We start from the raw sequence: 12617 nt of genomic DNA on the forward strand, positions 1-12617 counted from the left end.
AACATTCATCCTGGCATGTTTGGGCGGGGCTGACTACTCTTCGTCGTCGCCGTCAACGTGCTCGCGGATGAGCGTCATAAACGGTCTGCCGAAGCGCTCCAGTTTACGGGTGCCGACACCGTTAATGCCGAGCATTTCGCCGGGGCTAAGCGGCATTTGCTCGGCCATTTCAATCAGCGTCGCGTCGTTAAAGACGACATACGGCGGGATGTTCTCTTCGTCGGCGATGGCTTTGCGCAGTTTGCGCAGTTTCGCAAACAGCTTGCGGTCGTAATTGCCGCCGTACGATTTTTGCGCCACGCGCGGTTTGAGCGCCGCGACGCGCGGCACCGCCAGCATCAGCGGCGCTTCGCCACGCAGGAACGGGCGCGCGGCTTCGGTCAGCTGTAACGCCGAGTGCTGCGCGATGTTCTGCGTCACGACACCCAGATGAATAAGCTGACGGATAACGCTGACCCAGTGCTCCTGGCTCTGATCGCGCCCGATGCCGTACACCTTGAGCTTGTCATGGCCCAGCTCGCGGATGCGCTGGTTGTTCGCGCCGCGCAGCACTTCCACCACATAGCCCATCCCGAAGCGCTGCTCCACGCGCGCGATAGCCGACAGCGCCTTTTGTGCGTCCACCAGGCCATCGTAGCGGCGCGGCGGATCGAGGCAGATATCGCAGTTGCCGCACGGCGCCTGACGCCCTTCGCCGAAATAGTTCAGCAGCACCAGACGGCGGCAGGTTTGCGCCTCGGCGAACGCGCCCATCGCGTTCAGCTTGTGACGCTCGATATCCTGCAGCGGGCCTGGCGCTTTTTCTTCCAGGCAGCGGCGCAGCCACGCCATATCCGCCGGGTCGTAAAACAGCATCGCCTCGGCAGGCAGGCCGTCGCGCCCGGCGCGGCCCGTCTCCTGATAGTAGGATTCAATATTGCGGGGAATATCGAAGTGCACGACGAAGCGCACGTTGGGTTTGTTGATGCCCATACCGAACGCCACGGTCGCCACCACAATCTGTAAATCGTCGCGCTGGAATTTCTCCTGCACCGAGGCGCGCACCTCATGTTCGAGGCCCGCGTGGTAGGCGGCGGCGCTGATTCCGCGGCTTTGCAGACGCGCGGCGGTATCTTCCACTTTCGCGCGGCTGTTGCAGTAGATAATGCCGGATTTGCCGCGCTGCTCCTGCACATAGCGCATCAGCTGATCGAGCGGTTTGAATTTTTCCATCAGCATGTAGCGGATGTTCGGGCGGTCAAAACTGCTGATTTCAATCAGCGGATCGTCAAGACCCAGCAGACGCACGATATCGCGCCGCGTGGTGTCATCCGCCGTCGCGGTGAGCGCCATAAACGGCACCGCCGGGAAACGCGCGCGCAGCTGGCCGAGCGCCGCGTATTCCGGGCGGAAATCGTGGCCCCACTGGGAGATACAGTGCGCTTCATCTACCGCCACCATCGCCAGATCCCAGTAGCCCAGGGTGTCGATGAAGTTATCCATCATCAGTCTTTCCGGCGCGATGTAGAGCAGGCGCACCTGGCCGGTACGACAGCCCGCCATCACCGCCTGCTGCTCGTCACGGCTCTGCGTCGAATTGAGACACGCCGCGGCCACGCCGTTTGCCAGAAGCTGATCGACCTGGTCTTTCATCAGAGAAATCAGCGGAGAAACCACGATGGTCAGGCCGGTTTTCACCAGCGCCGGGATTTGATAACACAGCGATTTGCCGCCGCCGGTGGGCATCACCACCAGGCAGTCGCGCCCTTCAAGCACCGCGTCGATAATGGTGGCCTGGCCTGGACGGAACTGCTGATAGCCAAAGGTTTCCTGTAAAACCTGTTTAGCCAGCGTTTCCTGACTGTAAACTTCCGCCTGCGCCACACTCACTCCAGATACTGAAAATAAAACAGGCGCTATTTTCAGCGCCTGCGTCGGAAACTGCAATGCCTCAGAAGAGATCGTTAAGCATAACCCCAAAGCCAAAGCGAGTCTGGTTAAAGTTATAATCAATTAACGATTCGCCGTAGCCGCTGTAGAGCTGGGTGTAGAGGCGCACGTGTTTCGTAATCGGGTAGCTCAGGCCAAGCTCCGCGCCGCCGTAGCCGGTATTCCAGTTATACTGGCCCTTCACGCTCCAGATAGCCTCGCCCCACTGGTAACCCACCTTGAGCTGGTAATAACCCATGTATTTGGTGATATCCGGGTTGTCGTCGGTGTTGCCCAGCACATACCACGGCTTCACTTCCACCAGCCAGTCGCCATTCTGCGCCATCAGACGCGTATAGAGACGGTTCCAGCTGCGGGAAGTTGGGTCAGAGCGGCCGTTCGACTGGTGGTTATAACCAAATTCCACATCGCGCAGCGTCCAGCCCGCCAGGTCGTAGTCGGTCGCGAAGCCCAGGAACAGCTGCGGTTCGTAGTTGGTTTCACGAAACGGCGATGACTGACCGCTGTTAGAGAGCTGCCACCAGGATTTTTGGGTATAAGAGCCGCCCAGTACCGAATTCGGCCCCATGATCCCACGCCAGAACGGAAACGCCAGGCTCAGCTGGAATTTCACTTCGTCTTTACGCGCGTTGTCCGCCCAGTCGTAAGACTTGATGGCTTCTTTATTGAGATCGTCGGTCACCGTGTAAAGCAGATAGTTGCTCTCATACGGGTAAAGCGTAAACGGGTTATCGTGATCCTGAAGCAGGTTGGCGATGATGCTGCCGCGAACGGCAGGCGCATCATGCACCTCTTTGATCGTCGCTTCCTGTGCTAATGCTGTGCATGGCAGCAACGCTGCGGCCATAAACCAACCCAGAAACGTGCGCATTTGGCAGTGTTCTCCTGAACGAATATTTCGATGATGAATTATTATCCGGCAGACATTCTACATATTTATTTCGCGTCTGCTTAGTCCTGCTTTCTTAAACTGGAAAGCAACAAATGGGAAGCATAAAATCAACATTCATTTAACCTTATGTGCCCACTCTTTTTGGACGAGGAAACCATCATGTCCGCAACTCTGCTGACCCCGGAAGCGGCTCTGCAACTGGTCGGCGAAATCTTTGTTTATCATATGCCGTTTAACCGCGCCCTGGGGCTGGAGCTGGAACGTTACGAAAAAGAATATGCTCAGCTCGCCTTTAATAATCAGCCGATGCTGGTAGGCAACTGGGCGCAAAGCATTCTGCACGGCGGGGCGATTGCGTCGGCGCTGGATGTGGCGGCGGGCCTGGTGTGCGTCGGCAGTACGCTCACGCGCCACGATAGTATCAGCGAAGAAGAGCTGCGCCAGCAGCTCTCCCGGATGGGCACGATTGATATGCGCGTCGACTATCTGCGGCCCGGCCGCGGCCAGCGCTTTACCGCCTCCAGCACGCTACTGCGCGCGGGCAATAAAGTGGCGGTGGCGCGCGTCGAATTACATAACGAAGAGCAGGTTTATATCGCCAGCGCCACGGCCACCTACATGGTAGGGTAAGCGGCGCAATACTGATAAACTGCTCACACTTTTCTCACATCACGAGTTTCACATGGATGCTAAGCAGACGCGTCAGGGCGTGTTCTTTGCGCTTGCCGCTTATTTTATCTGGGGCATTGCCCCCGCGTATTTCAAACTGATTCAGGCGGTTCCGGCCGATGAAATCCTGACGCACCGCGTTATCTGGTCCTTCTTTTTTATGCTGGCGCTCATCAGCCTGAGCCGCCAGTGGGGATCGGTGAAGCGGCTGTTTTCGACGCCGAAAAAGGTCTTCAGCCTGGCGCTCAGCGCCGTACTGGTGGGCGGCAACTGGCTGCTGTTTATCTGGGCGGTGAATAACCATCATCTGCTGGAGGCGAGCCTGGGTTATTTCATCAACCCGCTGGTGAATGTGCTGCTGGGGATGATTTTTCTCGGCGAGCGTTTTCGCCGGATGCAGTGGCTGGCGGTGCTGCTGGCAGCCTGCGGCGTGCTGGTACAGCTCTGGACGTTCGGCTCGCTGCCGGTTATCGCGCTGGGCCTCGCGTTTAGCTTCGCGTTCTATGGGCTGGTGCGTAAAAAGATCATGGTCGACGCCCAGACCGGCATGCTGATGGAAACGCTGTGGCTGCTGCCGGTTGCGGCAATTTACCTGTTCGGCATCGCCGACAGCCCGACCAGCCATATGGGCAGCAATCCGTGGTCGCTGAATCTGCTGCTGATGGCCGCGGGCGTGGTGACAACCATTCCGCTGCTCTGCTTTACCGCGGCGGCGACGCGTCTGCGTCTCTCCACGCTCGGCTTTTTCCAGTATATCGGCCCGACGCTGATGTTCCTGCTGGCGGTCGTTTTTTATGGCGAAGTGCCGGGCCCGGATAAAATGGTCACCTTCGGGTTCATCTGGCTGGCGCTGGCGATATTTATTATGGACGCGCTTTATACCCAACGGCGTTTGCGCCAGCTTTAAGAAAGACTTTTATAACAGGGCGTTACTGACGTCCTGTTCTCTTCCCTTACACCAAATAATCCTGTTTCTCACCTACTGATATTAGCCGGGACGCGCGCCTTGCAACCCGATGCCCCTTACCTATAATCCCGCCTTTATGCACTACGCCATCTGCTGTTTCGCGATAACAGAGGCGCAAAAGGTATTTTCATGTCAGCCCTGTTTGCTTTCTTTTTCCCGCCGCGCACGGTCACCCTGCGCCGCCTGCCTTATCTGGGATGGCTGTTCGGTTTGCTGTTCGGTCTGGGCGTGATACTTGCGATCGCACCTGACGGTGTGGCGCTTGCGCTCGTTTTAATGGCTCTCTTTCTCTATTACCGCGCCAGCGCGCTGCGTGCCCGCGACGCCGGTCTGAAAGCGCGGAATTACCTGTTCTATTCACTGGCAATGTGGATTGCCGGGATAGTCTTCGCTTACCTCCGCGGTTTCGAGCCAGGCCGCATAGAATACCTTTCGCTCGGCGGCAGTTTTCAGGTTGTGATGACGCTACTGCTGCTGGCCGCACCGGCATCCGCCACGGCGAGGAAAGAAAAATAATCGTGGGCGGCAGCGTCGCCCGAACCCGCTACTCTTTCAGGCGCTAAGGAGCCTCTGGTATGTCCAATATGGAAAATGACAAAAAGCATTACGACTACATGGCCGACCCGAAATTAAGCGACAAGTGGAAGTTTCGCTTTAAGTTCATTGAAGACAATGGTTATCCGGCCGTTCTGGTTCCAACGCCTGCGTGGCGTGAGGCGCTGAAAAAATTAAGTATTATGGAACGCCTTAAGGTCTCCCTTAATTTCATCACTTATTTTTTCAGCTTCATTTATCTGGCCATTCTGGGGCTGTGGAAGAAAAGTATTCTTTGCGTGCTGGCAATCTTTGTCGTTGCGATTATCAGCAACCTGCTGAATATAAGGGCGCTGATGTATATCGTCCCGTTCTATTTCGCCTGCCGCACTAACGTCTGGTATTACGATCTCAAGGTCAAAGGCAAGCAGGACTGGAGCCTGTAAGGCTCTGCGCCTCGGACTATGAAAAAAGCCTCTTCATGGAAGAGGCTTTTTTGCTTTTATAACCAGTTCTTACGCTTGAAGTAGAGGTAAGGCGCCAGCCCCGCCAGCAGCATCGCAACAATCGCGCCGGGGTAGCCGTAACTCCAGTGCAGCTCAGGCATAAATTCGAAGTTCATCCCGTAGCTGGAGGCCACCAGCGTTGGCGGCAGGAAGACCACGGACACCACCGAGAAGATTTTGATGATGCGGTTCTGCTCAATGTTGATAAAGCCCATCGCCGCCTGCATCAGGAAGTTTACCTTCTGGAACAGCGATTCGTTATGCGGCAGCAGAGATTCGATATCGCGCAGGATCTCACGCGCCTGCTCCAGTTGACCACCCGGCAGACGCGCCTTGCGCACCAGGAAGTTCAGCGCACGCTGGGTATCCATCAGGCACAGACGTACTTTCCAGCCGGTATCTTCCAGCTCAGCCAGCGTCGAGAGCGCCTCGTCATACTCATCGCCCTGATGCCCTTCCATAATGACGCGGCTCAGGGTTTCGAGATCGCTGTAGATGTTTTCGATCTCGTCCGCCAGCTGTTCGATCTTGGTTTCAAAGAGATCGAGCAGCAGTTCATAGGCGTTGCCGTCCATCATCGACTGGCTGCGCGCGCGCATACGGTACAACCGGAACGCCGGCAGCTCGCGCTCGCGCAGCGTAAACAGCCGCCCGTTACGAATGGTGAACGCCACGGTGGAGTTGCCGCCGTGATCTTCCGCATCTTCATAAAAGAAAAACGAGTGAATATGCAGCCCGTCTTCATCTTCGAAGAAACGGGCGGAGGCTTCGATATCCTCCAGTTCCGGGCGTGTCGCCAGGCTTTGGCCAAGTTCCGTTTGCACGCGCTGTCGTTCGCTCTCTTCCGGCTCCACCAGGTCAACCCAGATGGAATCTTTCAGCGAAACGGCCTCGTCAACTTCGAGGCGGGACAGTTTGTTGTTTTCCAGTTGAAATGCGCTCAGCATGACCGGGACTCCCAAAAAAACAAATTCTGGACAGTTCGGTTGGGCACACAGAAACAGATTGGGTTTCAGACCATTAAACAGCCTGACTCAGCGCGACGGGAGAGAAAACGGTCGCTGACAACCACTAAGGCCATCAGCGTAAGAGGATAGCCTTAGGAGTTGTTCCTGTTTGACAGGTTTTTGAGCCAGCATCTACTGGGTGTGTCCAAGGCGAATGTCCTCTTAGCGTAATCGTGGGCGCATGTTACGCCACCAAAAATTAGGCGTCAACACGTACACTTAAGATAAAACACCTCAATGATTGACAGGAATTATAGTGCCTGCGGGCGCCTTTTGCCGGACCGTTTTCGCGCTCCGCTTCCTGCCATTCCCGGGGGATTATCGCCGCGCCAGATGACAGAAAATCCAGCGGGGCGTGAAGAAATAAAAAAGCCGCCGACGCGACGCGCCAGCGGCCTGGTAAGCTTTCTCAGAAACAGGTCAGACGGTTTCGAGGCGCGCGTAAGCGGCCACCAGCCATTTGATGCCCTGACCGTTGAACGCTACCTGCAGCCGGCTGTGTTCGCCGCTGCCTTCAAGATTCACGATGGTGCCTTCACCGAATTTCGGATGACGCACGCGCTGGCCGAGCTTATAGCCGGAGTCGTTCTGCGCTATCGGCGCGCCCAGTTGCTTATGGCTGACCGGACGGCTGACGCTCGCGCGCAGGCGCACCTCTTCCACACAGCCTTCCGGCAGTTCGGCGATAAAGCGCGACGGACGGTGATACGCCTCTTTGCCGTACAGGCGACGGGTTTCCGCATAGGTGAGCGTCAGCTTCTGCATGGCGCGGGTGACGCCCACGTAGGCCAGGCGTCGCTCCTCTTCCAGACGCCCGCCTTCATCGAGCGACATCTGGCTTGGGAACATCCCTTCTTCCATACCGACGATAAACACCTGCGGGAACTCCAGCCCTTTGGCGGAGTGCAGCGTCATCAGCTGCACCGCGTCCTGCCAGGCGTCGGCCTGCCCTTCGCCCGCTTCCAGCGCCGCGTGGGACAAAAACGCCTGCAGCGGCATCAGATCTTCGTCTTCTTCGTTGTAGCTGAACTGGCGCGTCGCCGTCACCAGTTCCTCTAAGTTTTCGATACGCGCCTGGCCTTTTTCGCCTTTTTCCTGCTCATACATCAGCCACAGGCCGGAATCTTTAATTACCCGGTCGGTCTGTACGTGCAGCGGCATATCGATGGTTTCATGCGCCAGCGCCTCGATAAGCTCAAGGAAACGCTGCAAAGCGCTGGCGGCGCGCCCTGCCAGGGCTTTCTCCTGCAACAGTTGACGGCACGCCTGCCAGAGCGTCAGCTGGCGGTCTCGCGCGGTCTGGCGCACAACATCCAGCGTGCGGTCGCCGATGCCGCGCGTCGGCGTGTTCACCACGCGCTCAAAGGCCGCGTCGTCATTACGGTTGGCGATAAGACGCAGGTAAGAGAGCGCGTCTTTGATCTCCTGGCGTTCGAAGAATCGCATACCGCCGTAGATACGATACGGCATGCTCGCCTGTAACAGCGCCTCTTCCAGTACGCGCGACTGGGCGTTGCTGCGATAGAGAATGGCGCAATCCTGCAACGCGCCGCCGTTCTCCTGCCACACCTTGATGCGGTTGACCACAAAGCGCGCTTCATCCAGCTCGTTGAAGGCGCAGTAAAGGGAGATAGGTTCGCCGTCGCTGCCGTCGGTCCACAGCTCTTTACCCAGACGCCCGGCGTTATTGGCGATCAGAGCATTCGCAGCGTTAAGAATGTTGTTGGTGGAGCGGTAGTTTTGTTCGAGACGAATAGTCTGCGCGCCCGGAAAGTCATTCAGGAAGCGCTGGATATTTTCCACCTGCGCGCCGCGCCAGCCGTAAATCGACTGGTCATCGTCGCCCACGATCATCACCTTGCCGGTATCGCCCGCCAGCAGGCGGATCCAGGCGTACTGAATGCCGTTGGTGTCCTGGAACTCATCCACCAGAATATTGGTGAAGCGCTCGCGGTAGTGGTTGAGAATATGCGGTTTGTTGAGCCACAGCTCATGGGCGCGCAGCAGCAGCTCGGCGAAATCCACCAGTCCCGCGCGGTCGCAGGCTTCCTGATACGCCTGATACACCTTCTGCCAGGTCTGCTCTACCGGGTTGCCGTAGCTCTGAATATGGTGCGGGCGCAGGCCGTCATCTTTTTTGCCGTTGATGTACCACATCGCCTGGCGCGGCGGCCACTGCTTCTCGTCGAGGTTCATCGCCTTGATAAGGCGCTTGAGCAGGCGCAGTTGATCTTCGCTGTCGAGGATCTGGAAATCCTGCGGCAGGTTGGCGTCCATATGGTGCGCGCGCAGCAGGCGATGAGCGAGACCGTGGAATGTGCCGACCCACATGCCGCCCTGACTGGTGCCCATCAGTTGACCGATACGGTGGCGCATCTCCGCCGCCGCTTTGTTGGTAAAGGTCACCGCCATGATGGAGTACGGCGAACAGTTTTCTACCATCATCAGCCAGGCGATACGATGCACCAGCACGCGCGTTTTTCCGCTGCCCGCGCCCGCCAGCACCAGCATATTGCTGCGCGGCGCGGCTACGGCTTCGCGCTGTTTATCGTTAAGGCTGTCGAGCAGGTAAGAAACGTCCATTGATTGGCACCGCCGCGTTAAAAACAGAAAAAACACAAAACGCCCGCAGGCGTCTCGCAGACCAGGCTTACGAGATATCAGGCAGCAATATGTATGCTGCCTGCCGAAAAGCCTGGAATTATATACAGAGTGGTGATGATTATATCAGCGAGGTCAGGGATGCCAACCGCGAAATCTCCAGATGCGGTAACAGGCGGCTGTCATCTATCTGCATCAGGTCGCCATCAAGCAGGTTTATCCAGCACGCCTGCACGCCGGAGCGAATAGCGCCCGCCACGTCGGTGGTCAGGTCGTCGCCCACGTGCAGAATAGCCTCGGGCGCGACGCCAAGTTTCTGCGCGGCCAGATGATACATATCGCTGTACGGCTTGGCGCGGCCGTGCGGCCCGGCGCGCAGCACAAACTGGAACAGACCGCCCAGGCCGAACTGTTCCGGCTCGGCATTGCCGTTGGTGATGGCCACCAGCGGCCACTTTTTCGCGAGCTGCTGCAACGCCTCAAGATTTTCCTCAGGCACCTCGATGCGGCTGCGCCAGCGGGCGAAATTCAGCATCGCCTCGTTCGCGCCTTCAGAGGCTTCATGAGCAGTAAGCCCGGCCTCCAGCATCACCTGTTCAATGGCGCGCCGCCGCCATTCGGTCACATCGTGATAGATCTCCGGCTCCTGCTGGCGCAGCGCCGTGCGGGCACGGTGCAAATCCGCGGCGGTGAACGCACTGAGCCGCGGATGATAGCGCTGCATAAACGCCAGCGTCTCTTGCTCGGTGCGGGCGATAACCGGGCGGTTATCGTAGAGCGTATCGTCAAGATCGAACGTCAGGGCGGCAATCGCGCCCAGCGGGCGGTAAAAGTACATTACGGTTTTCCTCGTCTGGCGCGTGGGTGCGCCGCGTCGTAGACCGAAGCCAGATGCTGGAAATCAAGATGCGTATAGATCTGGGTGGTCGAGAGATTCGCGTGGCCCAGCAGCTCCTGAACCGCGCGTAGATCGCCGCTGGATTCCAGCATATGTGTCGCAAAAGAGTGGCGCAGCTTATGCGGATGAACGTGGCTGTTCAGCCCCTGTTTGATGCCCCACTCCGCAAAACGTTTTTGCACGTTACGCGCCGAGATGCGCTTACCCTGCTTTGATAAAAACAGCGCGTCGTCGTCCGGGCCGAACAGCTCGCGCAGGTTCAGCCAGTGTTCAATCCAGGCAACCGCGCTGCGCCCTATCGGCAGGCGGCGCTCTTTGCTGCCTTTTCCCATCACCCAGACTTCACCGCTGGCGAGATCGAGATGATTGCAGTCGATATTGACCAGTTCGGACAGACGCAGCCCGGCGCCGTACATGATTTCGAGCATCGCGCGATCGCGGACCGCCAGCGGATCGTTAAGATCGATATCCAGCAGCCGGTTCACATCATCTACGTCGATGTTTTTCGGCAGATGGCGCGGCGTTTTCGGCGTGCTGACGCCTTTCGCCGGGTTCGCTTTGAGTTCGCCCTGGCTCACCTGCCAGTCGAAAAAGCTACGCAGCGCGGAAAGACGCAGCGCCAGGCTCGACGGACCCAGCCCGGCGCGACGGCTGCGTACCGCAAGCGATCGAACCATCGCGGCGTCGCACTGCGCCCAGCTTTTAAGCCCCGCCTCGCCCGCCAGCCCGACCATCGCCGCCAGCTGTCGCTCATAATTGAGCAGCGTCACGGGGCTTAACTGGCGCTCCACTTTCAGATAACGCAGAAAGCGCGCAATGGGCGGGTGCAGCGGTGAGTCGGTCATACGCGTTCTATCCAGCGTGCAAGAAGCTCCGGCAGCATCAGCGACAGCTCATGTAGCAGTTGCGTGCCCTGACCTTGCTGATAGTGCTGCGGGTCGCGGCTGCTGAAAATCAGCACGCCAAGCTCGCCATGTTCGCCAAGCAGCGACATCGCCACCGACCCGACGGCTTTCGCGTCCGGCAATACCACCAGCAGTTCCGGGCCGTTCAGCGGCCCCAGGTAGTGCATCTGCTGACCAAGGCGCTGAATGCGCACCGGCTCAAACGCCTGGCGTGACAGCGCCAGATGCGTAAAGCCGGATGGCGCGCCAAGCCGCCAGCGTTCCGGGAACAGGCGAATGCTAGCGCCCGCAAGGCCCATATCACGCGCCCAGCGGTTAAGGCGCTCCAGCATCTCCTGAAGACTGCCGGCGCAGGCGAGACGCCCCTGTAGCTTCAACAGGCGATAAAATAACCCTTCGTTGGCGCTCGCCTGCTCCATCAGCAACGTCATGTTTTCTTCCAGTTCGTTGATGTGGTTACGCGCGCGCGCCATGTGCCACTCCACCAGCGAGACGGTTCCACGCACCGGGTGCGGCACGCGGATCTGCTCCACCATCGCGGCGTTGCGGATAAAAAAATCGGGATGGCGCAGCAGATAGTCGAGCACCGCGTCGTCATCAAGCGTTGCCAGCGTCTCCTGCTGTTCTCCAGCCTTACTCATAAGTGAATAAATCCATCATAAACGTGGGTGGCGGGGCCGGTCATAAAGAGCGGATTGCCAGGCCCTTTCCAGGCGATGTCGAGACGACCGCCAGGCAAGTCGACACGCACCTGCGCGGCCAGCAACCCCTGCTGAATGCCGACCGCGACCGCGCCGCACGCGCCGCTGCCACAGGCCTGGGTTTCGCCGGCGCCGCGCTCAAACACGCGCAGCCGGATGTGTTCGGTATTCATCACCTGCATAAAACCGATGTTGGCGCGCTCCGGGAAGCGCTCATGGCTTTCCATTAGCGGCCCGAGCGTCTCCACCGGCGCGGTGGCGACATCATCGACCTGAATCACGCAGTGCGGGTTGCCCATCGATACCACGCCGCACAACACCGTTTGCTCGGCGGCGCGCATGATGTAGGTCTTCTCGGCTTTGTTGGCGCGAAACGGCACCAGCGACGGTTCGAAAACCGGCTCGCCCATATTTACACGCACCTGCTCGTCTTCGTTGACGGTTAACACCATGCGGCCATTCGCCGTGCTGACGCGGATTTCCCGCTTGTTGGTCAGCCCTTTGAGGCGCACGAAACGGGCGAAACAGCGCGCGCCGTTGCCGCACTGCGCCACTTCGCTGCCGTCGGCGTTAAAAATGCGGTAGTGAAAATCGAGATCGGGATCGTAAGGCGGTTCGACCACCAGCAGCTGATCGAACCCTACGCCCTGATGCCTGTCCGCAAGGCGGCGGATCATGTCAGGCGAAAAGAAGACGTTTTGCGTCACCGCGTCCACGACCATAAAGTCGTTACCCAGGCCATGCATTTTAGAGAACTGCATTGTTGTACTCCGTTTGCGCGGTTACGAGTCGGTTACTGCCTGCTGACCTGCGTCGGGCCATCGGTATCGCCACGGTTGTTGGTATCCGGGATGGTCGTCTCGGTTTGCTGTTCCGGCGCTTTCTGCGGCTGAGCTTTGCTGTCTGCTGGCGGGAAGTAAAGCGGGCCTTTCAGACCGCAACCGGTGAGGCTAAACAGGGTCAGCATCACTGCCAGAGAGCGGAAAATCGTTTTCATTTATCGGTGCC

General features: G+C 58.3%; 14 protein-coding genes. 4 read left to right on the forward strand and 10 right to left on the reverse strand.

Features of this window, described 5'->3' with window-relative positions:
- Window positions 1-33 precede the first annotated feature (33 nt).
- Entirely contained in the window at window positions 34-1863 is a 1830-nt protein-coding gene (gene recQ, locus AFK66_RS18095; RefSeq protein ID WP_007780143.1) for an ATP-dependent DNA helicase RecQ, read from the reverse strand.
- Between the two features lie 67 nt (window positions 1864-1930).
- On the reverse strand, window positions 1931-2800 hold the full coding sequence (pldA, locus tag AFK66_RS18100; protein ID WP_007780141.1) for a phospholipase A: 870 nt from the start codon (window positions 2798-2800) through the stop codon (window positions 1931-1933).
- Between the two features lie 180 nt (window positions 2801-2980).
- Between pldA and yigI the strand changes: the two genes are divergently transcribed.
- The 4 genes from yigI to AFK66_RS18120 all read left to right on the forward strand — a co-directional run bounded on the left by yigI (window position 2981) and on the right by AFK66_RS18120 (window position 5437).
- Window positions 2981-3451, forward strand: a complete 471-nt coding sequence (gene yigI / locus AFK66_RS18105; RefSeq protein WP_007780139.1) for an acyl-CoA thioesterase YigI — start codon at window positions 2981-2983, stop codon at window positions 3449-3451.
- Window positions 3452-3503: 52 nt separating this feature from the next.
- A complete protein-coding gene (gene rarD / locus AFK66_RS18110) occupies window positions 3504-4397 on the forward strand; it encodes an EamA family transporter RarD (RefSeq protein ID WP_007780137.1) in 894 nt (297 codons plus the stop codon).
- Window positions 4398-4586: 189 nt separating this feature from the next.
- Window positions 4587-4973 (forward strand): hypothetical protein, encoded by a 387-nt coding sequence (locus AFK66_RS18115; protein WP_007780136.1) that lies wholly within the window; start codon window positions 4587-4589, stop codon window positions 4971-4973.
- A gap of 59 nt (window positions 4974-5032) precedes the next feature.
- Window positions 5033-5437 carry a DUF2628 domain-containing protein gene (locus AFK66_RS18120; protein WP_007780134.1) on the forward strand — a complete coding sequence of 135 codons (405 nt, stop codon included), beginning with the start codon at window positions 5033-5035 and terminating at the stop codon, window positions 5435-5437.
- A gap of 56 nt (window positions 5438-5493) precedes the next feature.
- Here AFK66_RS18120 and corA read toward each other — a convergent pair whose 3' ends face one another.
- From corA to lptM, 8 genes are all read right to left on the reverse strand, one after another.
- Complete coding sequence (corA, locus tag AFK66_RS18125) at window positions 5494-6444, reverse strand: magnesium/cobalt transporter CorA (RefSeq protein WP_023899622.1); 951 nt, start codon at window positions 6442-6444, stop codon at window positions 5494-5496.
- 152 nt (window positions 6445-6596) lie between these two features.
- The gene (ysgD, locus tag AFK66_RS23265) at window positions 6597-6653 is read right to left on the reverse strand and encodes a YsgD/CorL family protein (RefSeq protein ID WP_350338730.1); all 57 of its coding nucleotides are present in this window, start codon (window positions 6651-6653) and stop codon (window positions 6597-6599) included.
- 271 nt (window positions 6654-6924) lie between these two features.
- Window positions 6925-9087 carry a DNA helicase II gene (gene uvrD / locus AFK66_RS18130; RefSeq protein WP_004388416.1) on the reverse strand — a complete coding sequence of 721 codons (2163 nt, stop codon included), beginning with the start codon at window positions 9085-9087 and terminating at the stop codon, window positions 6925-6927.
- A gap of 139 nt (window positions 9088-9226) precedes the next feature.
- Entirely contained in the window at window positions 9227-9943 is a 717-nt protein-coding gene (gene yigB / locus AFK66_RS18135; protein WP_007780127.1) for a 5-amino-6-(5-phospho-D-ribitylamino)uracil phosphatase YigB, read from the reverse strand.
- The gene (gene xerC, locus AFK66_RS18140; RefSeq protein WP_007780124.1) at window positions 9943-10848 is read right to left on the reverse strand and encodes a tyrosine recombinase XerC; all 906 of its coding nucleotides are present in this window, start codon (window positions 10846-10848) and stop codon (window positions 9943-9945) included. The genes yigB and xerC overlap by 1 nt, the downstream gene beginning before the upstream one ends.
- The gene (locus AFK66_RS18145; RefSeq protein WP_023899623.1) at window positions 10845-11549 is read right to left on the reverse strand and encodes a DUF484 domain-containing protein; all 705 of its coding nucleotides are present in this window, start codon (window positions 11547-11549) and stop codon (window positions 10845-10847) included. The genes xerC and AFK66_RS18145 overlap by 4 nt, the downstream gene beginning before the upstream one ends.
- Window positions 11546-12370 carry a diaminopimelate epimerase gene (gene dapF / locus AFK66_RS18150; protein ID WP_007780118.1) on the reverse strand — a complete coding sequence of 275 codons (825 nt, stop codon included), beginning with the start codon at window positions 12368-12370 and terminating at the stop codon, window positions 11546-11548. Before dapF ends, AFK66_RS18145 begins: the two co-directional genes overlap by 4 nt.
- A gap of 32 nt (window positions 12371-12402) precedes the next feature.
- Complete coding sequence (gene lptM, locus AFK66_RS18155; protein ID WP_004388423.1) at window positions 12403-12606, reverse strand: LPS translocon maturation chaperone LptM; 204 nt, start codon at window positions 12604-12606, stop codon at window positions 12403-12405.
- Window positions 12607-12617: the final 11 nt, after the last annotated feature.

The sequence above is a fragment of the Cronobacter malonaticus LMG 23826 genome (assembly GCF_001277215.2).
GTDB classification, from domain to species: domain Bacteria; phylum Pseudomonadota; class Gammaproteobacteria; order Enterobacterales; family Enterobacteriaceae; genus Cronobacter; species Cronobacter malonaticus.